Source organism: Paraburkholderia ribeironis (genome assembly GCF_900019265.1).
GTDB lineage: Bacteria > Pseudomonadota > Gammaproteobacteria > Burkholderiales > Burkholderiaceae > Paraburkholderia > Paraburkholderia ribeironis.
Genome location: NZ_CYGX02000051.1, coordinates 1 through 25,072, shown reverse-complemented (window position 1 = coordinate 25,072; position 25,072 = coordinate 1). Strand labels below are relative to the sequence as shown.

Here is a 25,072-nt window from a genome sequence, read left to right as displayed (position 1 = left end):
AACGTCTTCTCCTCTGCGGGATATATTCAGGAACGATTCGCCTTCTGCCATGGCGCCGCGTCGAGCAGCATTTCCTGGTACCGGTCGATCGGAAAGCTGAGCGTTCCCCGGAAATTCACATGCGCGAAGTGTGCTGGCCCCATGCGGCGCAGCCAGTCATCCTCGATGCGCTGTCCCTTGTCGCGCCAGTTGTCGACGGTTGCCTGCATGCGCTGCGTGTTCCACGCGATGACGAGATTCGTCAGCAACGTCAACGAGCCGGATATCGCGATCATTTCGTCACGGCGGCGTCCCCGCTCGGGCGCCACCTTGCCGATGTATATCGCGCGCTGGAGCTGGTGCACCGACTCGCCACGGTTGAGCAGCGTATGTAGTTCACGGCGAAACTCAGCGTTGCTGAAATAGTCGCACAGGAAAAGTGTGCGCAGCAGCTTGCCAAGATGATCGGCAGCCCGATGCACCCGGTCACCCTGCGCGGCACTACCGAACCGCTGGAGTGCGACAATGGCGCTCACGCGACCCGAGCGGATCGACGCGACCAGTCGCAGCAGTTCATCCCAGCCGTCGCGAATGGCCTTGAGCGATATTTCGCAGGCGACCACCTGCGCCAGACCTTCCGGAGAGGCTATCGTCCTCGGCAGATACAGCTTGCGCTCCGCCAGGTTGCGCAGGTTCGGGCAGAGATCGAACCCGAGCAGTTTCGACACGGCCATCCCCACGTTCGTATATCCATGCGTATCGACCGAAAGCCTGAGCAGTCCACCGTCGTCGCGCGTAGTGTTGTGCCGGATCACGCCTTCAATCGCCACGCCGGCCTGACGCTCGTTCAGCACAATGGGATGGTTATAGACGATGCCGTGCTGGTCGAGCACATGCGTGTACATACCCACCGCGTGGGTGCGGCGTCGCGGATCGACGCGAGCGTAAAAGAGATGCCGTGATGTATCAAGGCTCATCGAATCACTGGACGCATGCTGTCCGGTTCCCCACAGCGCGGTGATCGAATGCGTGCGCTGGAATTCCACCACGCGGTCATTGGCACGAAGGAGCCGCCCCGGCATTTCGAGCGCGCGCATCGCGGTCGAAATCTGCGCCGGGTCCAGTTGCGGAATCATCGCAGCGACGCTCTTTGCATCGAGTTCTGTTCCGTGCGCGATCAGGCCAGCGTACAGCGCGACGAGTTCGTTCGCATCACGCGCCTTGCGCGCCAGCAACACTTCGCTGAAACCGGTGCGGGCATCCATTTCCATCACCATATCGGCAAACTGGGCGTTGCCAATCTCCTTGAACATCAGATCGCGCGTGCGCTTCGGTGTGCCGTCGGTCGGCAACGCTTCGAGCGCCGACAGATGCAACGCGCCGTCGGTGCCGATCGTCACCCGTCCTGCTTCGCGAACCTCCTCCAGGGCGGCAAGACCCGCCGTCAGGTGCCCCGTCAGCCTTTCGAGAAAGGGGTCCGCCGTCGGCGGCAAACCCAGCGACGACAGGTGCCGCTCACGCTCGCCTTCCCATTGCGCGGGTGAAATCAGCAGCAGGTCGCGCTCGCGGAAAGACAGGCTGTGGTTGATCCATATCGAGCCGCCGCGCAATCCTTTGCGCAATCCCGTAATCGCTGATGCCTCCAGCGCCCGGAGCGCCCGTTTCCGGTCGTCACCCTCGACCATGTCGCGCCAGCTGGCACTAACCGCCACATCGCAATCGCCGGGCAGTTCAGTTGCGTCACTGTCGTGTAACTTGCCAACGAGTTCGAGTTGCCGCAGGCTCATCTCGCCGTCCCGTCCCTCGAACCCCAGTTCTCGCAAGGGCACCAGCAGGTTACGGATACGATGGTGATCGTCAGTCAACGTTTCGCGTACGCTGGCCGCATGACTGGCGGTGGGTTTGTCCGGGAGGGCATCGAGCAGCTTGCCTATCTCGACGATTTTTTCTTCGGCCGACTGCTCTTTGTCCTGGACGATGGCCTTGATCGCGATCAACTGCTGCCGGTATCCGACAGCCGAGCGGGCCTGCTTCGTCCGGGTCTTCTCGTACGCATGCCGGACCAGATCGGAGACACGACGGCCGGTCTGATACAGCAGCGAATCCGTCAATTCCAGCAGGGTGACGCGCAGGAAGAAAACCAGCTCCAGCATCCGCGTCGACTCTTTCAGCCCGCGTGTTTTGACAGGACGACGTGCCTGAATGCGTTGTGCCCATGCCCGCTGCTTCTCGAGCGGGACCGCATCGAGCACCCACATGTGGGCACCAAGCTCTTTCAGAAAGCGAACTTTCTCGAGCGTCTCGGTCATCGTCGTTGGACTGTGCCGGGCTGGCGGTGTCTTCAACCATTCGAGAACGGTCATGCCGGAGGTGTCGTGCCGGGTCGACAGAACCGCATCCGCACGTTCAAGTTGCGCATCGGGGACAGTCGCCTTGATCATCGCGAGCACGTCGCGCTCGATGTCCGCCCAGATCGAGCGGCCGAGATCTTTCAGTGTCCGTTCCGCAGGAATCAGGATCCTGCGTTCATACAGCCAGTAGTGTGCGTGCTGCAGCAGGTCGTCAATCGTCAGCGATTCGTGCGCGTCCTCGCGCATCCATGCTTCAAGCCCCGACCACTGGTCCGCCACGATCGAAGTCAGACCCAGGTACTCGCAGGCCCAGACCTGATGATCGTAGAGCGTTTTGTAACGGAGGTAGAGCGTCCTGAGCGAGGCGATCGTCGGCGTTGCCAGACCGAGCCGGTCACCAACATAGCGCAACAACTGCCGCGGCACGGTGCCCACATGGTCGAGCGTGTGGCCGCTCGCGCGCAGAAAAACCAGCTGGATGGCAACGCCTGCGCGGCGATCACGCCGGAACCGCTCGTTGATCGCTGCGATGTCGCTGTCGGTCAGCGCGAAATAGCGCTCGACGTCGAATTCGGATAGTCGCGAAGGCAACCGACCCTGTCCCACATAGCGAAATTCCAGGCCCGGCACGTTTCTGCCCCCGTGTGACGGCGCGATCCAGATCGCGGGCGAATATATTATCGCAGCCGTTCCCCAAGCCCATTTTCGCGTGCAGACATGCCCTGCAGAGCCTTATCAGACAAGGCTTTCAGACCAAATCGCCAGATTTTGCACGAAAAGTACGATCACCCCTAACTCAGCGCGGTGAAGAACATCGCGACCATGCCGATGATGTAGGCAAGCGGGACCATCCCCGCCCGAGGCATCGGAAACGTAGCCATAGATTGCGAATGGCGCGATAGGAATCATGAAGACGATGCCGTATATCACGAGGTCGGCGAACGTCAGGCTACGCTTAAGCTCTTGCTTGTAGCCGAAAGAATCAGTAGACATGATGCAATTCCTTCCCGGAAAGCGACGGAGTCGGAGAATTTGTGGCGGCGGCTGGACTTACACCGGCGCGATAGCGAAAACGCGGACGGGGAAGCCGGAGGCGCCGCCGATTTTCGGGAAGGCCGCCACGACGAGCGCGCCTACTTCAGGGACCTCGCTGAGATTTGCGAGCAGCTCGATTTGATACCGATCCTTGGACAGGACCAGACCTTCGAGTGAGAAGTCGGAACGCGACGTCGCAGAGCCGGGGTCTGTATCGAGCGTCTCGTGACCGCACGCGGTGACCGCGCGCTCGTCGAAGAGGTAGTCAATGACTTCGCGGCTCCAGCCTGGGGTGTGCGAGATGCCCGCAGCATCGCGGTTGAGCATGCTGGCGTGGTCTGGCCACCGCGTGGACCAGTCCGTGCGAAGCGCGACGAATGCACCGCGAGGGATGGAGCCGTTTCTCTTTTCCCAGTCGATAACGTCGTCCATCGACACGGTGTAGTCGTGATTCACTGCAACCTTCTCGTGGATATTGATAACCACGAGAGGAAGAAGCTGTTCCCTTACTTCAAGTTGGTCAAGCGGACGCAGGCCACCGTGAAAGTGGGAGGGAGGGTCAACGTGCGTACCCCATTGTCCGACGTGGGTGAATACATGAGCCTGGAACCCGTGCTGGTCGAGATTGAAGAGCGCATCGCGGCTCATCTTGGTGAAGCCGGACCACAGCGGTGACGTTTCGTCCGCAGTGTGTGAGGTCGACCCATCGGCCGGTTTTGAGTATTTCATGAAGCGTCCAGAGCGGGTTATTTCCGAGCAATGCGAGCACTTCAGTAGCAGTGGTATGTCCCATCGATGTCTCCGAGAGTTCAGTTATGAAAATGCATCACGAGTCCTTGAAGACTCTGTCCAGTTTGTTTATTTACGTAGGAATACTTATAAATATATTGTTATGCCGTACGCTCATTTCCTTGTACTCAGGTGGCGGGTCGAGCGCTTCGAATATCGACTCGCGAGAACATAAGCGTCACACGTGCCCTGTCTGAATTGACACCGGCCGTCTGCTTTCGGGTTGCAGATATCGCGGTTGCTTGTCCAGTGGATTGGAAGTTAGTCGATGGGCATTAAGAGCGTCAATGAGCCAAAACGGATTTCAGCGGTTTGAAATTCGCGATGGCCTAAACGTGAAAATGACGTCCGATTCGTGCCAAAAAGAACTCCGGGAATACCATGAATTGCCTGTACAAATCAGACAGACAGTTGTAAGGTCGCGCGGCGAACAAGGGGAAGATATTTAGGAGGACGCTTAAAGACGCATGAAAACCGCAGGGGTTCTGGATTGGTGACGCCTGGTTGACAGCGTCTTTTGAGTGTGCTCCGATTCACAGACGGTGCATGCGCGTGCAGTGCCGCATAGGAATGGCGTCATGAGGCAATTGAACGACTGGGTACGGTATGCGGACTTCTATCGCAAGTCCCCGTATTCGATTTTTCCGCAAGAACATCGCGACTCCCCTGGTCGCCTCAACTTCCACATGATTACGGTGGAGCAAGGCGACCACGAATTCGTGGACCCGAGCGTCCCTGAAACGGTGGTCGCGCTTCCGCTCGCCGCTTCGCCGGACAACACCTGGTCTTGGGATATGGGGAACGGATGGCACAGTGATGCCGCCGCGCCGGGCCGCATGCTGGTCTTGCCCGCGGATAACGCCAGTCGCTGGAAGGTCCGAGGGAACCGTCGCCTCCTGTTGCTGACGATTCCCTCGCCGACAGTTCGCCGAATCCTCGGACCTACGGCACCAGACCGGTTGACTGAAGCGTTTCTGCCACTTGCACAAGCGACGTGGGAGGATGAGTTTATTGCTCAGTTGATGACGCGCTTGTGGGAAGCGTCAGCGAGGGGGCATGTGACCGACCGACTGCTTGTTGACGGGGCAGTCACCACAGTTGTTGCCCATCTCCTCCAGCGCGCTGGTTCACTGGAGCGACCGGAGAAGTACGTCGCACTTCCGCCGTGGAGGCTCAAGCGCATCGTCGAATATGTCGACTCGTGTCTGCATGAGGAAATTGACATAGTGACTTTAGCCGAGATGGCCGGCCTGAGCGTTCGCCACTTTTCACGTGCTTTCAAGGAAGAGGTAGGGGAGACGCCGCATCGCTGGCTAATGGCGCAGCGGGCCGAACGCGCGATGTCGATGCTGAAGGCAGGGAATTTGCCGCTTGCCGAAATCGCCAGCGCGTGCGGGTTTGCCAGCCAGAGTCACTTCACCCGGGTCTTTCGGCAGGTCACGGGCGAAACGCCGCGGCGCTGGTTCCATTCGACAAAGTGGGAATGAATCCCTTCTGCTTAGGCAGTGCGTTTGGACCACGCCCCCACTGACGCGACGATGTGTTCGTGCATGGCTTTCGCGGCCGGCGCCAGAGCCTCCCGGCTTAATGACGCGAGGACGATTGCCCGGCTCTCAGCGGGATAGAACGGGAAGACCTGGACCGAGCTTTGGTAGTGGTGCAGGGCCAGCTGAGGCATGACAGCGATGCCCAATCCGCTCTCCACAATCGCGATAATCGCGGCGTCGTCAATTGCACGCGCGCTCGATTTGACGGAGATCTTGTGGCTAGCCAGCAGCTGCTGGGTTTCCTTGCCATACCCTTCGCCTTGCAGAACGACATTGTGTTCTGCCAACTCTTCGACAGTCATGTACGCCGTGCTCCTGGGCGCAAATCCAGGTGGGGCGATGCAAACAAGTGGGTCTGCATACAGCGGCGTCACATCCAACCCAGGCGCCGCAGGCAGCGTAATGAAGCCCAAATCGACCTGACTCTTCGCTATCCATTCGGCAACGTCGTCATAGCCACCCTGCTCGATGATGACGTCGATTTTGGGGTACAGGTCGGCAAACGAGCGAATGATATTGGGAAGCCACGCGACGCTGACGCTGCTAAATGCGCCGATGCGGACGGTACCTGCCTCAAGCCCCAGAAGCTTCGACGCCTGTTGTCCCAACTTCTCGTTGCTCTGCAGGACTTCCCGCACGGTTGGCAAGAGAGCTTCGCCCCCCACGGTCAAACGCACGCCGGTGCGGTTGCGCATGAAGAGCGCGAAGCCAAGTTGCTGCTCGAACGAGGCTAGTGCATGGCTTACCGCAGATGGCGAAAGGTTCAGCTGATGGGCTGCAGCAGCAAAGCTGCCCCGTTCGACAATGGCGACGAAAACCTCGTAGGCGTTCAGTGACACAGGAGACCTTTACATGAAATATTTGCACTCATAGATGCAGTAAATCGAATCGTTGCATGTCCTCGTCGCGTCATCCAGCTCTCCCAATACGTTGCACTTCCTTCCTGCTACTGGAGGGCGAGGTCGTTTCAATGCGAGGCGAAGATTAGGGTTTGTCTGTAGCCTCTCGTTAGATGAAGAATTTGCATCTAAAAGTAAATATAAATCTCTTTTTCCGGGGTGTCGACTTCCCTACCATCTCGTCCATGGCAGATGAGTCTCAACCACTGCCGTGCGGGTGGCCGCCGTTCAATGCGCGGTCTCGCATAGTTGTTGGCGGCAGGACGATGGAAACAGAGGGAAGAAGAGTGAACGCAAATAGTGAAAACGCCACATACGACTACGTCATCGTAGGCGCCGGCTCGGCCGGGTCGGTTCTCGCCGCCCGTCTGTCTGAGGATCCGAACGTGAAGGTCTGTATCCTCGAGGCTGGTCGCAGCGACCTGCGCCCTTACGTTCGCATTCCTTCTGGCTTCGTCAAAACGCTGACCCAACCGGAAATTACCTGGCAATTCAAAACGGAGCCTTCGGAGGGTAGCGGTGGACGCAGGATTTCGACGACTCAGGGGCGGGTCATCGGCGGCTCCAGTTCCATCAACGGCATGATGATAGTGCGCGGGCAACCGGGCGACTTCGACCACTGGGCGTCCCTTGGGAATCGCGGTTGGGGCTACGGCGATGTGCTGCCGTACTTCGCGCGTTCGGAACGGTACACGGGCAAGGGAAACGGTAGCGTTCGCGGTCGTACGGGTGAGATTCCTGTCACCCCAATGGACTGGTTCCACCCGGTTTCCGAAACGTTCATCGAGGCGGCCGTCGCTGCGGGCCACAAGCGAAACCCCGACTACAACTCGGGCGACCAGGAAGGTGTCGGCTATTTCCAGCGCACCATTGAAAATGGTTTCCGGGTCAGCGCCTCAGTCGCGTTCCTCGCGCCGGCGCTCAAGCGTGGCAATGTCGAATTGATTTCGGGCGTCCGCGCGAAGCGCATCCTGTTCAACGGGAAGCGAGCTGTTGGCGTCGCATTTGTGCACAGCGAAGGAGGCGAAGAGTCGGTGGTGCGTGCGCGCCGCGAGGTCATCGTCTCAGCCGGCACCGCGAACACCGCGCGATTGCTACAGATTTCGGGCGTTGGTCCCGCGAACCTGCTTAAGTCGCTCGGTGTTCAAGTTGTGCACGCGCTGCCAGGCGTCGGCGAGAACCTTGGTGACCACTACTCCGCGCGCATGGTGATGCGTGCGAAGCCCGGCACCGTTACGCTGAATCAAATGGCGCGAGGCGTGAGCCTGGGGTGGCAAGTCATGCGTTGGCTCGCAAAGAAGCCTAGCGTGCTCACGCTTACACCCTCGCAAGCGCACTTGTTCTGCAAGTCGGCGCCGAATGTCGAGACTCCGGACTTGCAGTGTGTTTTCGTGCCTGGAAGTTACAGGGAAGGCAAGCACTACGTGCTGGACGACTATCCAGGCGTGACCGGGGGCTGGTGGCAGCACCGTCCGTTGAGCCGCGGTTACGTACGTGCGCGCTCGACGAATGTGTTCGAAGACCCGGTCATTCAGCCGAACTATCTCGCGCATACGGTGGACCAGGAAGTCATGGTGGCGGGTATGAAAATCATCCGCGACTTGCTGCACTCACCGACGCTTTCGAAATATCTCGTTGAGGAAACCGTCCCCGGGACCAGCATTCGTACCGATGAGCAGATGCTCGATTTCTGCAAGGCTCACGGGTCGACCGGATTCCACCTTGTCGGCACTGCGCGTATGGGCCCGAAGAGCGACCCAATGTCCGTGGTCGACGATTCGCTGCGCGTGCATGGCCTCGAAGGCCTTCGCGTAATTGACGCCTCCGTCATGCCGGCAATCACGTCAGGTAACACCTACGCGGCGACGCTGATGATTGCCGAAAAGGGTGCTGACCTTGTCCGCGGCGTGCGCGCATAAGCCGACTCAACTCAATCTTTTTGCAGGAGATGGCCATGGCCGCACAGAATCTTGACGCACATTTGTTCATTGACGGACGCTGGGAAGAGGGTAATTCGGGCTCGCAGCCCAATATTGACCCGGGCACCGGCGACGCAATAGGCCTTGTCACCCTTGCTGATGCAGCTCAGGTGCAAGCCGCGCTCGACGCAGCGCAACGCGCATTTCCCGCATGGAGCGCGCTGACAGGTCAAGCCCGTGGCGCCATCCTCAAGAAGGCGTCTGCACTGCTCGCCGAGTGCCTAGAAGAGGTCGCCGTGGGACTGCTGCTGGAGTCGGGCAAGACGAAAGCGGATGCAACTGGCGAGCTTCGTCGTACGGTTGAAACGCTTGCGTGGAATGGTGAAGAAGCCAGCCGTATCAGCGGCAAGGTTCATCAGGGTATCGTCGCCGGCAGTACGCGCCTGTCGGTGCCGACGCCTCTCGGTGTCGTCGTCGCAATCACCCCGTGGAATTTTCCCGCGGTGCTCGTCGGCCGCAAGCTCGGTGCGGCGTTGGCCGCGGGTTGCACGGTGGTGCTTAAAGCTTCGGAATTTACGCCGTACAGCGCGCGTGCCATCGTGCAGACGCTGGTCGACGCAGGTCTGCCGGATGGCGTTGTGAATCTCATCTACGGTGACCCAGCTGCAGTGAGCGAACAGCTGCTTGCATCGCCTGTCGTGAAGGCTGTGTCCTTCACTGGCTCGACGCAAGTAGGAAAGCGTCTGGCAGCACTCGCAGCGCCGAACCTGATTCGGCCGATTTTCGAACTTGGCGGACATGCACCAGTCATCGTCTGGAGCGACGCGGACATCGAGAAGGTCATTCAGGTTACGGCGCCTGCCAAGTTTGGCTCGGCTGGGCAGTCGTGCGTAGCGCCGACGCGCTATCTCGCACACCATTCGATTCATGACGCACTCGTCGAGGCTCTCGCGGCAAAAGCGCAGACCTACAAGCTTGGTCATGGCAACGAAGAGGGCACGACGCTGGGTTCCGTTGCGCATGCCGGCCGCGTGGCGTCGTTCCTTCAGCTGGTTGACGATGCAGTCGCAAAGGGCGCCGTGATCCGAACCGGCGGAAAGCAGATCGACCGTCGCGGCTTTTTCGTCGAGCCGACCGTGCTTTCGTCGGTGACGAGCGACGCGGAGATTCTGGCAGAAGAGCCGTTCGGACCCGTTGCCACCGTTCAATCTATCAACTCGGTGGACGAAGCCATCCAGTTGGCGAATGCCGGCCTGTATTCCTTCGCGGCGTATGTCTTTACCGACTCGATCGCCGTGCGAGACAAGCTCGTGGCAGGTCTGCATGCTTCGAATATCGGTGTGAATCAAACCGCTCCGTCGCTGCCTGACGTCGCGCTTGGCGGCCTCGGAAACAGCGGTTACGGATACGAAGGCGGGACCGAAGGCGTACTGGCGTACATGCATCTTCGCCTGGTCAGCCAGTCGGCGGCCTAAGAAGCAACGGCGCATTCACAACTTTCTCGACGGTCAGAAATCACTATGTCCAGCGTTACCATTCAGAAGGTCCTCGCGAGCCCCGGTGTCGGCTCGTTCTTCTTCGACGACCAGGCGGCAATCAAGGCTGGCGCCAAGCGCGACGGCGCCGCATACATCGGCAAGGCGCAAACCCCGGGCTTCAAGGCTGTCCGTGAGCCGTCCGAGTCCGTTTCAGTCATGTTCCTGCTCAGCGACGGCTACATCGCGAAGGGCGACTGCGCGAGTGTCCAGTACACCGGTGTTGGAGGTCGCGAGCCGCGCTTCCACGCAGACCAGCTCGCTGCGCAGATTGAACAGGAACTCGCTCCGAAGCTCGTCGGTCTCGACGTTCGTTCGTTTCGCGAAACTGCAGTCTTCGCCGAGAACGCCATCGGCCAGGTGTTCGCTGCCAAGCGGGCAGCCGCGTATGGGGTCTCTCAAGCACTCCTCGACGCGGCGGCACATACTGCTGGCCACCATCTGATGGCGCAAGTCATCAAGGACGAGTGGAAAATCGAGCGACCGCTCGCCGCTGTGCCTATCTACGGCCAGTCGGGCGACGAACGCTACACGAACGTCGACAAGATGATTCTGAAGCGTGTGCCGGTCATGCCGCATGGTTTGATCAACACGCCCGACCTCGTCGGTGCAGACGGCGCGGCGCTGGAGGCGTACATCAACTGGCTGCGTGCTCGCATCGAACAACTGCGTGCATCCGAAGACTACCAGCCGGTCATTCATATCGACGTCTATGGACTTATCGGTGCAGTTGCGGGTGGCTCGGTCGAAACCACGGCCGACATCATCCAGCGCCTCGAGCGTGCAGCCGGTCCGCACGAACTTCGTATCGAGCATCCCATGGATGCAGGCGGTCGCGATGCCCAGATTGAGACGCTCGGGAGCCTGCGCCGCCTGCTCAAGTCGCGTGGCAGCAAGGCGGCAATCATGGCTGACGAGTGGGCAAATACGGCTGAGGACATCCATCTGTTTGCGTCAGCGGGTGCCGTGGACATGATTCAAATCAAGACCCCGGACCTCGGTTCGCTGCACAACTCCATCGACGCAATCCTCGACTGCCACAAGCACGGCGTCGGGCCTGTGCTCGGCGGGACGTGCGCCGAAACCGATGTCTCTGCACGTGCCACCACCAACATCGGTGTGGCGACTGGCGTTACGCAGATGCTTGCGAAGCCGGGGATGGGTTTCGACGAAGGTTTCAATATCGTCTTCAACGAGATGAATCGCGCACTTCGCATCGCAGAACTGCTTCGCTGACGCCGTACGTCAACGGTCCGCGATAACCAGCGCGGACCGGCTGCGTAGGCGGCCATTCGCGACCCTCCCGTAGATTGCACCAGACAGTAGGAAGATTGAAAATGACAGGTCCGCTCGCCGGAATTACGGTCGTCTCTCTGGAGCAGGCAATTGCAGCTCCCTTTGCAACACGGCAATTGGCAGACCTTGGCGCCCGCGTTATCAAAATTGAACGCCCGGGAGTGGGCGATTTTGCGCGGGCCTACGACGACAGGGCCAACGGTATGTCGTCGCACTTCGCGTGGACCAATCGCTCGAAGGAAAGCCTTACTCTCAACACGAAACACGATGGCGCTGACGAAATCCTCCACGCGCTGCTCGCAAAAGCCGACGTCTTCGTGCAAAACCTCGCACCGGGTGCGACAGGTCGTATCGGCCTCGACTACGCGTCGCTGAAGGACCGATACCCTGGCCTGATTGTGTGTGACATCTCGGGATATGGGAGCAACGGGCCGTATACGAACAAGAAAGCTTACGACCTGCTCGTGCAGGCAGAGGCGGGTTTCCTGTCAGTGACTGGGACGCCGGACGATATGGTCAAGGCAGGCTGCTCCATTGCAGACATCGCGGCAGGGATGTACGCATACACGAACATCCTGGCTGCGCTCATTCAACGAGGCAAGACGGGCGGTGGTTGCCGTATCGACGTCTCGATGTTGGAGTCGATGGCCGAGTGGATGAGCTTCCCGCTTTATTACGCTTTCGATGGGGCATCGCCGCCCCCGCGCGCCGGCGCTTCCCACGCCACCATTTATCCCTACGGCCCGTTTGAAGCGAACGATGGCAAGACGGTCATCCTCGGGCTGCAGAACGAACGTGAATGGGTCAAGTTCTGCGAGCTTGTCATTAAGGCACCAGGCCTGGCGACGGATGAGCGCTTCGAGACAAATGCAAAGCGGAGCAAGAACCGCGCAGAATTGCGCGCAATCATCGACCAGGTATTCGCAGGTATGAACAGTGATGAACTGGTTGCCCGCCTGGATGCCGCGGATATTGCGAACGCTCGCGTGAATGACATGGCGGGCGTGTGGGAGCATCCGCAGTTCAAGGCTCGCGAACGCTGGCGCACGGTCGATTCGCCTGTTGGGAAAATTCCGGCGCTGATTCCTCCTGGCGGCGTCTTACCCGAAACGCGTATGGACCCGATTCCTGCTGTCGGCCAGCACACAGCTGGCATCCTCTCCGAACTTGGCTTTACGCAGTCGCGCATTGACGAGCTTCGGGAAACTGGCTGCGTATGACGGGAGGGATAGAGATGAAGGACCTTAACAATGCGATCAGCTACTTGTTCGTTCCGGGCGACCGTCCAGAGCGCTTTGAGAAGGCCGTTCGCTCGGGCGCAGACGTAGTTATCGTTGACCTTGAAGACGCGGTATCGCCGGCGAACAAAGGCGCGGCGCGCAGCGCGGTTCTCGAAGAGTGGGAGTCGTTAAGCGCGATTGCAAACGAAACGAACGTAACTCTGTGTATTCGCATTAACGCGTTGCGCGACGAAGTCGCGAGACATGACGTTGCCCTATGCCACCTCCTCAGACCGTCCCTGGTTATGGTGCCCAAGGTCGAATCTCGTGATGACTTGAGCGTCATCGCAAGGGAAGTTCCGGACGCACGCGTGCTGGCGCTCATCGAAACCGCGACTGGCGTTCTCGAGGCAAGCACGATTGCGACTGCGCCTAATGTCGCACGCCTTGTGCTCGGTTCGGTCGACCTGATGCTGAACCTTGGTGTTACGACTGACCGAGAGCCGCTTGATGCGAGCCGTTCGATGCTTGTTTTGGCATCGGCTTCCGCAGGCGTCGCGGCACCGGTCGATGGCGTCTGTACGTCTATATCCGACCTTGAACGCGTAAAAGTGGACGCGGAGCGTGCACGTTCCTTCGGCTTTGCAGCCAAGCTCTGTATTCACCCGAAGCAGATTGCGGCAGTCACTGCCGCGTTTAACGTGTCAGACGAAGAGTTCGCATGGGCATCGGACGTGGTTGCCGCCTCGAAGGCCAGTGAGGGCGCGGCGACGACGGTGAACGGAGCGATGATTGACTTGCCGGTATTGCAGCGTGCGCTTCGAATTGTCGCCAGGCGTAACGAGGCGGAACAGGCTGCGACGTCGCGCTAGCGGTTTAGCCAGTTCTCACGCTAGCGCTATGGTTCACAGCGCTAGTTTCAAATCTAAAGCAGTACTGATTGCTTGAAACGAAATGGCGCAGACTGCAACGGCTGCAAACGAAGAAATAAACTGGAGACAGATCTGCCATGAAAAGCGCTGAAAAAGGGGCAGGCGATGCACTGCATCGCGGTCTTGGGAACCGTCAGATTCAACGATGTCGATTGGTGGTGCAATCGGAACGGGCCTGTTCATGGGCTAGGGAAAGACAATCAGTGTTTCGGGAACGTCAATACTTCTGACGTACATGACGATTGGATTCGTCCTGTTTCTCACGATGAGAGCGATGGGCGAAATTCTGCTTTCGAACCTTCAATTCAAGTCGTTCTCGGACTTCTGTCGCCACTATATTGGTCCGTGGGCGGGGTACTTCATCAGCTGGTCGTACTGGCTCACCTGGATTGTGGTTGCAGTGGCGGACTGTACCGTCATCGGAGGCTACCTTCGCTTCTGGTTTCCGACGTTGCCGCTCTGGATACCCGCGATAGCCGTTCTGACGACACTTCTGGTCCTCAATCTCGTCGCTGTCCAGATATTCGGTGAACTCGAATTCTGGTTCGCCTTGGTGAAGGTAGTCGCAATCGGTGCCCTCATCATCGTTGGGCTGGTCATGATTTTTGGCGGCTACATCGCGCCTACCGGTGTTCGAGCCTCCTTCAGCCATCTTGTCGAACGTGGCGTTATGTTTCCGTTCGGCGTCTCTGGATTCTTTGCGGGCTTCCAGATTGCAATCTTTTCGTTTGGCGGCATCGAACTTATCGGGACGACGGCCGCGGAGACCCGTGACCCTCATCGCAATCTGCCGCGTGCAATCAATGCGGCTCCGATACGCGTCCTCCTGTTTTACGTGCTGGCGCTCGCCTGCATCATCTCGGTATCGTCGTGGCCGGAGATTGCTGCGAACAAGAGTCCGTTCGTACAGTTGTTCATGCTGGCCGGATTCCCTGCGACAGCTGGCGTCATCAACTTTGTTGTCATCACGTCGGCTATGTCCGCTGCCAACAGCGGTGTATTCGCCACGAGTCGAATGTTGTTTGGCCTCGCAGCGAGCGGACATGGCTCCAAATTTTTTCTGAAACTGTCGCGTTCGGCAGTTCCGATGCGCGGTCTTCTGTTCTCGAGTGCCTGTATGTTCGCGGGTCTTTCGGTGCTGCATTTCATACCCGAAGTGATGGGCGCCTTTACCATCTTGACCACGGTGTCGGCAATCCTCTACATCTTTGTGTGGGGAATGATTCTCGTCGCGTATCTGCGTTATCGCCGTCGCGACCCTGAACTTCACCGGAAGTCGGCCTATAAGATGCCTGGGGGGCGGTTGGCCGCCTGGGTGGGTCTCGCGTTCTTTGTCGCGATGATTTGGCTTCTGACGCTGGAGCCCGACACTGCACAGGCACTTCGTGTGATGCCTGCTTGGTTCCTGGGACTCGCAGTGATGTACCGGGTCAGGAAAGCGCGGGGTGGCACGCCCGCTGCGACCGCGGCTCCTCAACTTAGCATCGACTAGCTCTCACCGTGGCGCGTGCCCATCAAAGCCAAATGCTCAAAGGTGCCGCAAACACGTCGCACATAACGTCACCGAGCATGAGGGGACAGGGTGAGTGTCCCCGAGCGACCACACCATCACAATTTGTCCGGTCCCCCGATGGCGAGACAGAGCATCGACAAATCGTTGATGACTAGATGGCGCCCCTGTGCAATTGGCTGCGACGGGACGGCAACGTTGTGTTCGTCCCGCCGCAGCCATGCTGCCTGGAGCCCGGCGTCCAAGGCTCCTACAACATCGAGGTCGTAGTCGTCGCCGACGTGGAGCATCTCGGCCGGCGCTACGCCCGCGGCGCGCGCAGCCGCATGGAATATCCCAGCGGCCGGCTTCGCGATACCGAGTGAACTAGCGCTTAAAGTTAGTCGGAGGAATTCGCTTCCTCCCGTCATGCGCAGGTCAGCATTGCCGTTGGTCACTGCAATCAAGGGAAATCGGGCGCTGAGCCATTGAAGGGCAGGCATGACATCGTCGTAAAACTGCACTTCGTGCCGCGCAGCGACGAAGATTCTATACGCCTCATCGGTCAGCGAAACGTCTTCGCTCGACATTTCCAGGGCGAGCCGAATCGAGCCAATTCTCAACGCCCGAAAGTCGCCGGCGAGTCCTGGCTGCGAGCGCTCGTAGTCGTCTCTCAAACGGCCAAGCGCCTGCGGCGTCGACAGAAGTGCAGCGACTTTCGGGGCCTGTTCAAGTAGCCATGAGTGTAGCGTGGCCTCTGCCCGCTCAACGACAGTCCTGAAGGGCCACAGGGTGTCGTCAAGGTCGAATGAGATAGCCGATACTCCGCTTAAAGCCATACCAAACTTCCGAAATTTTCTACCAGCCTTTGCATTTGTCTTCTGTGACGAAACTGCTCAATAGCCCATTCTAAAGGAGACGTGACGGGGCGCTATCGCTTGTTGTGCCAACCCTGCCGTGAACGACCTTGCGTGGACAGATTGGTATCCGTGTGCTTTCGCTCATCGGTGAGCCCGTATGCAGATGGACAATCAGGTCAAAAGAGGTAGAACGCCTGGAAAGCAAGAGGGCCGTCGCTGGGCCGGCAAGCGCCCGTGTAGTGTGCCAGCACCATGGGCGAATGCAGGTTCCCATGCCCACTGGAATCTCGAACGCCCTGAGTGAAGTCATATTCGGAACCTGCGTGGGCTCCGAAGTCGCGACAATCTGAATCAGCGGTGCCGTCAGCGGTACAGTCACCTGTTGCGTCAAATGCCGAGCTTCGAGTCGTTGAACCAGCTCGCTATCGTCACCGAAACTGGTCCACAGAATCTCCGTTTCATTTGCCTCGCCGGCGTCGAAAAGATGCTCGCGCCATATCGATAAAGTTTGACTCTGGAAGTACGGGTCGTCGCTCGAGGTCGTAGTTCGCCTTCCCAGCACCCAGCCATAGGGGGCGAAGGCATCCGGAGTGAGCGCTTCGACAGAAATCAGGGGAATAGACATGGTAAGGATTGCGAGGCTACACCCGACGGGTGTCGAATTCGAGGGTGCTGAGCGGAGACCGGGCGACCCCCGTGTTTCTTTGGGGGCGCCCGACCGCGTTCACATCTTGACTTCGTCGATGAACGTCTTCTTCCCGTTGCGGTAGCTGTAAATCGAGATGACGCCGTGCTTCAGGTCACCCTTTGGGTCGAAGGTCGTTTCTCCCGTGACGCCTTGATAGTCCGTGGCGGGCATGGCCGCGAGGATTTTCGCCGGATCGGTGGAGTTCGCACGACGCATCGCGTCGACCAGAATATAAACCGCGTCATATGTGAACGGCGCGTAGATTTCCATTCCCTGATTAAAGCGCTTCTGGTACTTCGCCTTGAACGCACTTCCCCCCGGCATCTTTTCCGACGCGGTTCCCGGCTGTGAACAGACTACTCGCTCCGCACCGCTACCCGCCAGGTCAGGCAGCTTGTCGGAACATACGCCATCGCCGGCAAGGATTTTTGAACGCAATCCGAGCTGTACCGCCTGCTTGCTGAATGGTCCGCCTGTCGCGTCTTCGCCGCTGTACATGATGGCGTCAGGGTTCTCGCCCTTGATTTTCGTCAGAATCGCGCGGAAGTCGACCGCCTTATCGTTGGTGGCGTTCCGGGATGTCACATTAACGCCCAGACTCCTGACCGTTTTCTCGAACTCATTTGCGAGACCCTGGCCGTAGGCTGTTGAGTCGTCAACAATTGCCACAGATTTGATGTGCAACTGCTTGACTGCATATTCGGCCAGCGCTGGACCTTGCTGCGCATCGGTCGCAACCACACGAAACGTTGTCTTGAATCCCTGTTGCGTGAAAGCGGGATTGGTCGACGATGGGGAAATTTGAGTGATGCCCGCGTCGCTGTAGATACGGGAAGCCGGAATGGATGTTCCGGAGTTAAGGTGTCCCACCACAGCAACGACCTTGTCGTCGACAAGCTTCTGCGCGACTTGGGTTGCAGTCTTCGGGTCAGCTGCGTCATCCTGTGCGTCAAGTCGCAAACTAACCTTCCGACCAGCAACTACCAGCCCCTTCGCGTTGATTTCCTCGATGGCAAGGCGTGCACCGTTTTCGTTGTCTTTTCCGAGGTGGGCAATCGCACCGGTAAGTGGCGCGACATGGCCAATCGTCACCGTTTCGTCTGCGTAAACACTTTGCGTTAATACGGAAATTGCCGCGGTGCTAATTGCGGTGGCCATCAGAAGTCCTGATTTCATCCTATTTTTCCCCTTTCGTCTAACAACCCTAACCGTTGGCATTCAAGCCGACCCGGATTCCTAATGTTCTTGCGGCGATGTTGTCGACATCGATTGCGTGATTTGCTTTCCAGTCACAACATCGTCGGCACTCATCATTGCCGAGCCATAAATCGGCGAACACATGTTGTCGCGGAGGGGCGCAACGCGAAGTCTGCTTTAGACAAACGCCGTCCTTTTTGGGATAAAAAATGTGGCCGATGACATACGTTCGGAATCTGCGGCGCACTTTTTTCAAGATGCTGCTCGACGAGGAGGCGCCTGTGCAGAATTGAAAGGGGAAAGGGAGCTGTGGTGTTGCGGACAGAGAGGACGTCTTCGGCGTTGCTGCGCGTGCGACGGGTGCGGGCGCGCCGGCAAGGCTTCAACACACCGTTTTCCAGACCACGGAACTGGAGGGGATGGTGCAGTTTTTCGTCGAAAAGATCGGCTTCACGATCTCCGATGAAGTGATCGACGCCGATGAGAGGTTCACCGTTGTCTTCCTGCGCTCGGATGATGAGCACCACACGCTTGCCTTCTTCCGCGGCAGCAGGAACGAATGGGATCACCACTGCTACGAGACGAACGAGTGGAATGACATACGGGACTGGGGCGACCGGTTTGCTGCCGCCGAGATTCCGATCTTTTTCGGACCGGGTCGACATGGCCCGGGCAACAACCTGTTCTTTATGGATCACCGATCCCGAGGGAAACGGGATTGAGCTGTCTGCAGAACTTCAACGTGTTTCAGCCGATACCGCACCCGGCGTCTGGCCCCAGAGCGAGCGCATAGACAATCGCAGGTCGGTCGGGATCGGTACCCGCCATCGCATCAAGATTACCCTTGAGCCTCATCAGGAAGCGGTCGGCCGCCTCGATTTCCTCCACCTCGAGCCTCTCAACAAGCTGGTTGATCCAGCGCGACTGAAGGCGCTTCGCAGCATCAAATACGGGAGCGTTAAAAACCTTGGGGTTGTAACTCCGAGGCTAGCCCGAACTGCTCCAAGAACTCGGCAGCTTCCCGTGACAATGGTTTCCTTTGCGGCACGTATCTCGCAAGTCTTTCGACAAGGTCACCGTTGATGACAGCACACCGGACCTGGGCAAGCAGATGAACTCCGATCGGCGACCAGCGCATTTGTTGGCGTTTGGACATGCGCTGATTCAGCACCTGATCGACCGCAGACTCGGCCGTTGCAGGCGAGATGGGTTTGCCACGACGATGTCGTGCGCCGTAGTTGATCGTCGACCCGCCATTCGCCTCGACGTATTCAACAAGCTCTCAAGTCCGGCAGTCAAGCTGCGCCAGACCTTGTGCAATGCCCGGCGTTTCAGGCACGATCACCCGACAGATGGTCAGAATGCCCTCCATCCGGGTTTTCGCCTTCTCCAGCTCGGCATGCCAGAAGCACCAGCGCAGCTTGTCAACGCAGGAGATCAGCGCACGTCGAGCGGCCTTTTCCGTTTCCGTTCTTGCACGCATGCCCTTGATGATCTGCTCAAGATACCTCACGCGCATCGATATATGGAACCAGTCCAGCACAGGTGTAGATGAAAACGGCAGTCGTTCAGCGATTGACTGTAGTCCGTTGGCGCCATCAGTGATGATCTACAGTTTCGGTCGATCGCTTCCCGATGCGGCTTTCACAAGGGGGGTGAGGCGCTCCGCAATATCCGGCAACCTGTTTCTCACAAACGCAAATACGCGGGACGTCTGGTCTGTGGCGGACAGTCGCCCCGTTAGAACCTCAAAGCTGGAACATTCTGATTTGCGTCGCCCCCGAACGAATCCACCGTCGATCGTCAGCGTCCACTCAGTATCATCGCTCGGGGCGCGACATGCAGCCGGCTGAACGGCCTCGATTCGCGCACCCGCCCGTAGCGCCCTGTTTCGGACCGTCACATGGTTCAATGTTTCCCGCACAGGCAGGAACTCACGCATCATGGTGACGACCTGTCGATACGGCATCTGTGCTGAGAGCCTGGCTTCGAGCGCGAGCGGCTCCGCAGTCGCTCGCTGCGGGACGTATTCGGTCATCGGACTATACGGATATTCCATGTGGAAAGGCGTCTCGCATGGACAGCAAATGATCCGCGCACTGCGAAACGGCACCGTGCCAAAGACTGTATCCACCTTGCGAATCCGGCGGTCCTTGAGCTCGAGGAAGCGGTGACAGCGCGTACAATAACGTCGCAGCGTGCAAACGTCTTCAGCCTGCGCTGCCACCACTAATCTCTGCAGCCTGTGCAGCAAATCTTTTCCTTCATCCAGTGACAGGCCGACCTTAGCCGGTTCAAGTTCGCGATAGGGGCGTTCGAACTGGCAGATTTCGAAAGTCTCTGTTTCGCCATAGTCCGTGGTGACGTCGATGCGAATTGTGACTTTCATTTCCACCTCCGGCGGCCATGACTGTCGAAAGCCTAGGCGCCCACGCTCGAAACCCCAAGGTTTTTAACGCTCCCTCCAGTGGGTGACACATTTACTTCGTTTTTGGTGACGAAATTACTTTGTTTAACGAAGGATGGCAATTTCCACCGATGACAGCGTGTTGCCTCGTATACCTCGGCGCTGGCCAAGATATTCCGCATATCCCAACACAATGCCAGTCCTGACGGAATAAAGACGAGACCGAAAGTGTCTACCATTGCGCAGTCCACTCAATTTCATTTTTTGGAGTTCTGGTGATCAAGAAACTCGCACTCGCCGCCGCGCTCGCGATCGCATCGGTCGCCGCGCTGGCCGACGTACCGTCATCCGACGCTCGACAACATTTCGCGACCATCGCGTCCGGTGACGTCGAGCAGTTAATGCGTGGCTATGCCGACAACGCGCAATTCAATTGGGTCGGTGGCCCGCTGGACGGCACGTACATGGGTACCGACGCCATTCGCGGCGCGTGGGAAAAATTTACGAAGGCCCAAGGGCAGATGAGGGTTTCGGTCGACCAAGTCGAGGAGGCTGCGAATCCCAAAGGCGCGAGCGTGACGGCCAATGTCGTGTTCGAGGGCAAGCAGCCGATCCGTGTGCGTTATATGCTGACGTACCGCGATGCACGGATCGTCAGCGAAACGTGGCAGATCGATGCCAAACCAGCGAAGACAGGCTACTGAGTCGGATCGGCATCCTCCAGGATTTCCCCGCATCTCGGCGTCGTTGAAACAACCGGAAATGAACGTCTTGCGAATGCTCGTTTCCGGAGGGAAGACTGCACGTTGAGAGCACGGTATGAGCCTTAGATTCCTGGAGGCTAAGCGACTTGATAGCGCTATCGTGCGATTGCCGATTCGAAATGCTGCTCTAGCGCGTCGCGCAACGTCGCGGCTGAAAACTGGCCGAGATGCGTCGCCAGCAATCGGCCATTGCGATCGTAAAACAAAGTCGTCGGGAAACCTGCTGTGCGAACGCGCTCGGCGAGCGTCGAATCTGGATCTAACCACGTATTGCCGAGCAAGAGCGAGCGCTGCTCGAAATAACGCCGAACCGTCTCCGCCGTTTCGCCTTCATCGACGAACAGAAAACGTATGCCCGGATTCTCCGCCTGAGCTTGGGCGAATGCCGGCAATTCTGCTTGACACGGTGGGCACCACGTTGCCCAAAGGTTCACGACGGTCGGCATGCCGTCGGTTTCCAGCATGCCCGGCGTACTGTCGAGAGATTGCAGTACGACCGGCGGGATGGCCGACGACGCACGCCACTCGTCGATTAACGAGCGGGCAGACGTGAAGGAGATCAGGCCGGCGGCGAGACCTAGTGCGAGTGGCGTTCGCGATCCTTTGTTCCACAATAGCCGCCAGACGGCGACGAGAGAGCCCACGACGATGCCGACGAGCGGGTCGAAGCCCAAATCGCGGATATTGAACATCGCTATCCAGTCGTGCCGGTACTGAGGCAGGAATCGGAGAACGAACGCGACGCGCGCAGCGAGTAGACCGCCGGACACAATCGCGAAGATGTCCGTCTCGATCGAGCCGTGACGTTTCACAGCCAACCAACCGAACAGCAATGCGACAGCGATGCTAAACATGAAAATCAGCGGAGGGACGGGAAAGGCAAGCGAACCGATCGACATGTTGACGACATCAAATCTTGCGTGGCAGGGTGCTTGGCGGCCTCGGTGGCATTCCGGTGCGAACAGAAGGCTGAGCGCACGGCACATGAAGGGGCGCGTGCAGGCCGGCGTGGTTGGCGAATACTAGCCGGTCGAGCGTTATGCGCCTTCGGAACGAAGGCACCGCCCGGACCGATGCGGGGACAGGCGCCAGGCTGGGGCGCCCTGGGGGAACTGCTGTTGAAACCGTAGCGGGCACTGTCGGTGAGCCAGCAGTAGCTGAGCAATGTCGTCGGGTTGCCGGGAGGACAACCGAGAAAGCAGCGCGTTGGCTCGGTGGATATCAGTTGCGGCCAGCCATCACACCGCCGTCGACGTCCCAAATTGCGCCGGTTACCCAGCTTGCCTTTTCCGAGAGCAGGAAGGTGACCACTTCGGCGACATCCTGCGGCGTGCCCACGCGGCCGATGGGATGGAAGCTATTGAAGCCCTGCAGCGCGCTGTGCACTTCTGCCTTCGGGATGAAGCCTTCGTAGATCGGGGTTTGGACTACCGCTGGCGACACCGCGTTGACCCGGATGTGCTTGGGAGCCAGTTCCATTGCGAGGTGCTGAGTCAGCGAATGCAGACCCGCCTTGGCCATGGAGTATGCGGACGACGGGGTTGCTGCGATGGCTTGCTTGGCCCACATCGAGCCGATATTGACGATCGCACCGGGGCGAGCCTTGGCGACCAGGTTGGCGGCGACTTTCTGCGTGATAAAGAAAAACGCCTTGTTCAGCTTCATGTACTGATCGTAGTCTGCATCCTCGTGCTCCAGGAACGGCTTGGGAAAGAAAATGCCGGCCGCATTGACGAGCAGGTCGATATCCGGATACTGCTCGTCGATGGTCTTGAGCAGCGCGGCCAGCCCGTCGTTGCTCGATAGGTCTGCCGTCAATGCAGTTGCCTGGCCCAGTGTGGCCAGTTCCTTGCGCGCCTGTTCGGCCTTGTCTGCGCGGTGGCCCACGATTAGCGCACTGCCGCCTTCGGCGAGGACCATACGGGCCGTCTCCAGCCCCATTCCGCTGGTGCCGCCGACGACCAGCAGTTTCTTGCCCTTGAATTGATTGCTCATTTGAAATCCCTCCGCCCGCTACCTGGCAGGCTCAAGTTTGAATGAATTGGGCCGCGCTTACGGCGGGAAGAAACGGATCTCAGTTGCGCCGATGCGGTGGACCGCAACGTTCGGACAACCGCTACCTGTTTTCTCGCTGTGGCAAGGACACCGTCGAAGCCAGCAACGACTAGAAGCAAAACTGGTCCCAGTCGTACATCGGACGGCGCCCTGGAAACAGGCCTCACCATCTTCGACCCAGTGCGGATTCTTCGCTGATTTGTCCTTGTGGGCAAATGAGATAAAGTGTGCCGAATTGATAGAAAAACTTTCTATCGCGGTCGCCACAGAAAGCGATATCCTGTGCTCGGACTGCAACGTCGGCTCTGAAGTGCCTCCGTACTGCGAGCACTACCTGCACTGGTCCCGCACGGAAACGTCAGTAGAGACGGGCCTTGGGATAGTCCTCGGCCCTTTTAGCGTTGAACTCTCAATGAAGTTTATCTTTGTATGAAGGGTCCCGTACATCTCAATGCGCTTCGTGCGTTTGAAGCGAGCGCCCGGCACCAAAGCTTCTCGTCTGCGGCAGCGGAACTGAACGTGACGCCTGCGGCAGTGGGTCAATTGGTTCGCTCGCTTGAAGAGTGGCTCGGTACACCATTATTTCATAGAGGAACAAGCGGCCGTTCCCGCCTCATTCCGACCGAGACGGCGGAGCGTGCGTTGCCGGATATTCGCGCAGGGTTTGATCGACTTTCACTCGGATTGGATCGCTTGCGCGAAGGCTCCAGGAACGGTGTGTTGACGGTCACGGTTAGTCCATCGTTTGCGGGGAAGTGGCTGATGCCGCGGATCGAGCGGTTTCACGAAATGTGGCCAGAGACGGACGTTCGGCTCGACACGAACCTCAAGCTGGTCGACTTCTCCGCTCAGGGCATCGATATTGGTGTGCGGTATGGACGCGGCTCCTGGCCAGGCCTCGTGGCGGAAAAGCTGATGGACGAGCAAGTCTACGTCGTTTGCTCTCCCGCATGGCTTGCCAAAAACGGCAAGCTCAGGACACCCACTGACCTCGCCGGCAAAGCGCTGATACACGATCTGTCGGTAGACACCCGCCTCGGGTTCGCATCGTGGAGCGATTGGCTTAAGCGGGCTGGAGTAGAGAATGTCGATGCGAGGCGGGGGATGCGGATCAATAACTCGGCTGCGGTGTTGCAAGCAGTGGTGGACGGTCACGGCGTAGCGCTGGCGCGGAGCGTCTTGGCCCGCGACGATCTGACCGCCGGCCGGCTGGTCCAATTGTTCCCAAAAGTAAAATGGACGTCTGAACTGGCTTACTACATCGTTTACCGGGGAGAGTGCGCGTCTCTGCCCAAACTTGTCGCGTTCCGCGAATGGTTGTTCCAGGAGGCGGCGTCGGCATCGGCTCCGTAACGGGTCACCGCCCCTCGCGTGTCGAGCCCGATTAACTGACGATGGCGGGCCGGCGTGCCGTTGCCGAAACGAGCAGAGCGAAGATCGCGATGGCAAGGGGAATGAATGACGACGAGAGCACCGTGTTGCAACCATAGGAGGTCAGACGACCGCCCGAGAGCAAGGAGCCGAAGGTCATCATCCCGAACACGATGAAGTCGTTGAGCGACTGTACTCGGGCTTTTTCGTCCGGTCGATGACATTCGAGTACGAGAGCCGGCGCGCCCACGAAGTCGAAGTTTCACCCCACGCCGCGCAGAATCAATGTGAGCCAGAAATGCGCGACATCGACGCCCGTCAACCCGACGGGCGGAAAGAGCAATGAGCGTCAGGCCCGTCATAACGACTCTTTGTGCCCCGAAGCGCGTGATCAAACGCCCGGTAGAGAAGCTGGGACGATACATCGTGACGATGTGTCATTGAATGCCAAGGTTGGACGACGTCTGCGGCAGGCCGCACATTTGCATCGCAAGTGGTGCCGCCGTCATGAGAAAGGTCATCATCAGGTATTAGACAGTTGCGCAGACAACTGCGGTCACGAACCCGGGCTGGCGAGCGATGATGCCGATCGGACGGCCTCCTGCCGCTGCCGCTGTCGAAGTCTTTGGAAGACGCACACCAAACAGGATAAATGCGGATAAGGCGGCCACCGCTGCTTGTGCCAAGAATGTTGCAGCGAACGTATGGGGCGCCCACACGTTCATGGTATAGGTGACGA

The 25,072-nt window shown here is 58.7% G+C and carries 20 protein-coding genes and 2 pseudogenes; 10 read left to right on the top strand and 12 right to left on the bottom strand.

Features of this window, described 5'->3' with window-relative positions; all coding sequences use genetic code 11:
- Positions 1-26: 26 nt before the first annotated feature.
- The 3 genes from BN2475_RS22785 to BN2475_RS22775 form a co-directional block, all read right to left on the bottom strand.
- Positions 27-2,960, bottom strand: coding sequence for a Tn3 family transposase (locus tag BN2475_RS22785; RefSeq protein ID WP_094781751.1), 2,934 nt, complete (start codon positions 2,958-2,960; stop codon positions 27-29).
- A 105-nt stretch (positions 2,961-3,065) separates the two neighbouring features.
- Positions 3,066-3,323, bottom strand: coding sequence for a hypothetical protein (locus tag BN2475_RS22780; RefSeq protein ID WP_245841495.1), 258 nt, complete (start codon positions 3,321-3,323; stop codon positions 3,066-3,068).
- Between the two features lie 57 nt (positions 3,324-3,380).
- Positions 3,381-4,094, bottom strand: a complete 714-nt coding sequence (locus tag BN2475_RS22775) for a cyclase family protein (RefSeq protein WP_218023715.1) — start codon at positions 4,092-4,094, stop codon at positions 3,381-3,383.
- Between the two features lie 638 nt (positions 4,095-4,732).
- Between BN2475_RS22775 and BN2475_RS22770 the strand changes: the two genes are divergently transcribed.
- Complete coding sequence (locus BN2475_RS22770) at positions 4,733-5,641, top strand: AraC family transcriptional regulator (RefSeq protein WP_094781750.1); 909 nt, start codon at positions 4,733-4,735, stop codon at positions 5,639-5,641.
- Positions 5,642-5,652: 11 nt separating this feature from the next.
- Here BN2475_RS22770 and BN2475_RS22765 read toward each other — a convergent pair whose 3' ends face one another.
- Entirely contained in the window at positions 5,653-6,540 is an 888-nt protein-coding gene (locus tag BN2475_RS22765) for a LysR family transcriptional regulator (RefSeq protein ID WP_094781749.1), read from the bottom strand.
- Positions 6,541-6,887: 347 nt separating this feature from the next.
- Between BN2475_RS22765 and BN2475_RS22760 the strand changes: the two genes are divergently transcribed.
- From BN2475_RS22760 to BN2475_RS22735, 6 genes are all read left to right on the top strand, one after another.
- Complete coding sequence (locus tag BN2475_RS22760; protein ID WP_094781748.1) at positions 6,888-8,519, top strand: GMC family oxidoreductase; 1,632 nt, start codon at positions 6,888-6,890, stop codon at positions 8,517-8,519.
- A gap of 35 nt (positions 8,520-8,554) precedes the next feature.
- Complete coding sequence (locus BN2475_RS22755) at positions 8,555-9,994, top strand: aldehyde dehydrogenase family protein (RefSeq protein ID WP_094781784.1); 1,440 nt, start codon at positions 8,555-8,557, stop codon at positions 9,992-9,994.
- 45 nt (positions 9,995-10,039) lie between these two features.
- Complete coding sequence (locus BN2475_RS22750; protein WP_094781747.1) at positions 10,040-11,290, top strand: methylaspartate ammonia-lyase; 1,251 nt, start codon at positions 10,040-10,042, stop codon at positions 11,288-11,290.
- Between the two features lie 101 nt (positions 11,291-11,391).
- The gene (locus BN2475_RS22745; protein WP_094781746.1) at positions 11,392-12,570 is read left to right on the top strand and encodes a CaiB/BaiF CoA transferase family protein; all 1,179 of its coding nucleotides are present in this window, start codon (positions 11,392-11,394) and stop codon (positions 12,568-12,570) included.
- A 14-nt stretch (positions 12,571-12,584) separates the two neighbouring features.
- Positions 12,585-13,442, top strand: a complete 858-nt coding sequence (locus tag BN2475_RS22740) for an HpcH/HpaI aldolase/citrate lyase family protein (protein ID WP_218023714.1) — start codon at positions 12,585-12,587, stop codon at positions 13,440-13,442.
- Positions 13,443-13,737: 295 nt separating this feature from the next.
- The gene (locus BN2475_RS22735; protein WP_342744647.1) at positions 13,738-14,994 is read left to right on the top strand and encodes an amino acid permease; all 1,257 of its coding nucleotides are present in this window, start codon (positions 13,738-13,740) and stop codon (positions 14,992-14,994) included.
- Positions 14,995-15,110: 116 nt separating this feature from the next.
- Here the strand turns inward: BN2475_RS22735 and BN2475_RS22730 are convergent, their stop codons facing one another.
- From BN2475_RS22730 to BN2475_RS22720, 3 genes are all read right to left on the bottom strand, one after another.
- Positions 15,111-15,830, bottom strand: a complete 720-nt coding sequence (locus BN2475_RS22730; RefSeq protein WP_094781744.1) for an HAD family hydrolase — start codon at positions 15,828-15,830, stop codon at positions 15,111-15,113.
- Between the two features lie 70 nt (positions 15,831-15,900).
- Positions 15,901-16,476, bottom strand: coding sequence for an ureidoglycolate lyase (locus BN2475_RS22725; RefSeq protein WP_094781743.1), 576 nt, complete (start codon positions 16,474-16,476; stop codon positions 15,901-15,903).
- A 99-nt stretch (positions 16,477-16,575) separates the two neighbouring features.
- Positions 16,576-17,715 carry a branched-chain amino acid ABC transporter substrate-binding protein gene (locus tag BN2475_RS22720; RefSeq protein ID WP_094781783.1) on the bottom strand — a complete coding sequence of 380 codons (1,140 nt, stop codon included), beginning with the start codon at positions 17,713-17,715 and terminating at the stop codon, positions 16,576-16,578.
- Positions 17,716-18,155: 440 nt separating this feature from the next.
- Here BN2475_RS22720 and BN2475_RS22715 point away from each other — a divergent pair, with 440 nt between their 5' ends.
- Positions 18,156-18,458: a VOC family protein gene (locus BN2475_RS22715; RefSeq protein ID WP_245841491.1), complete on the top strand. Its 303-nt coding sequence runs from the start codon at positions 18,156-18,158 to the stop codon at positions 18,456-18,458.
- A gap of 25 nt (positions 18,459-18,483) precedes the next feature.
- Here the strand turns inward: BN2475_RS22715 and BN2475_RS34340 are convergent, their stop codons facing one another.
- Together BN2475_RS34340 and BN2475_RS22710 are read right to left on the bottom strand one after the other, a co-directional pair.
- Positions 18,484-18,624 (bottom strand): hypothetical protein, encoded by a 141-nt coding sequence (locus BN2475_RS34340; protein WP_159444597.1) that lies wholly within the window; start codon positions 18,622-18,624, stop codon positions 18,484-18,486.
- 39 nt (positions 18,625-18,663) lie between these two features.
- Positions 18,664-20,125 (bottom strand): annotated as a pseudogene (locus BN2475_RS22710) (ISKra4 family transposase); the annotation flags it as partial.
- A gap of 293 nt (positions 20,126-20,418) precedes the next feature.
- Between BN2475_RS22710 and BN2475_RS22705 the strand changes: the two are divergent.
- Complete coding sequence (locus BN2475_RS22705) at positions 20,419-20,847, top strand: nuclear transport factor 2 family protein (RefSeq protein ID WP_094781742.1); 429 nt, start codon at positions 20,419-20,421, stop codon at positions 20,845-20,847.
- A 155-nt stretch (positions 20,848-21,002) separates the two neighbouring features.
- Here the strand turns inward: BN2475_RS22705 and BN2475_RS22700 are convergent, their stop codons facing one another.
- Both BN2475_RS22700 and BN2475_RS22695 read right to left on the bottom strand, forming a co-directional pair.
- Positions 21,003-21,806, bottom strand: a complete 804-nt coding sequence (locus BN2475_RS22700; protein ID WP_159444596.1) for a TlpA family protein disulfide reductase — start codon at positions 21,804-21,806, stop codon at positions 21,003-21,005.
- Positions 21,807-22,128: 322 nt separating this feature from the next.
- The gene (locus BN2475_RS22695) at positions 22,129-22,902 is read right to left on the bottom strand and encodes an SDR family NAD(P)-dependent oxidoreductase (protein WP_094781740.1); all 774 of its coding nucleotides are present in this window, start codon (positions 22,900-22,902) and stop codon (positions 22,129-22,131) included.
- Between the two features lie 489 nt (positions 22,903-23,391).
- Here BN2475_RS22695 and gcvA point away from each other — a divergent pair, with 489 nt between their 5' ends.
- Positions 23,392-24,315 carry a transcriptional regulator GcvA gene (gcvA, locus tag BN2475_RS22685; protein WP_094781738.1) on the top strand — a complete coding sequence of 308 codons (924 nt, stop codon included), beginning with the start codon at positions 23,392-23,394 and terminating at the stop codon, positions 24,313-24,315.
- A gap of 31 nt (positions 24,316-24,346) precedes the next feature.
- Here gcvA and BN2475_RS22680 read toward each other — a convergent pair.
- Positions 24,347-25,072 (bottom strand): annotated as a pseudogene (locus tag BN2475_RS22680) (MFS transporter); the annotation flags it as partial.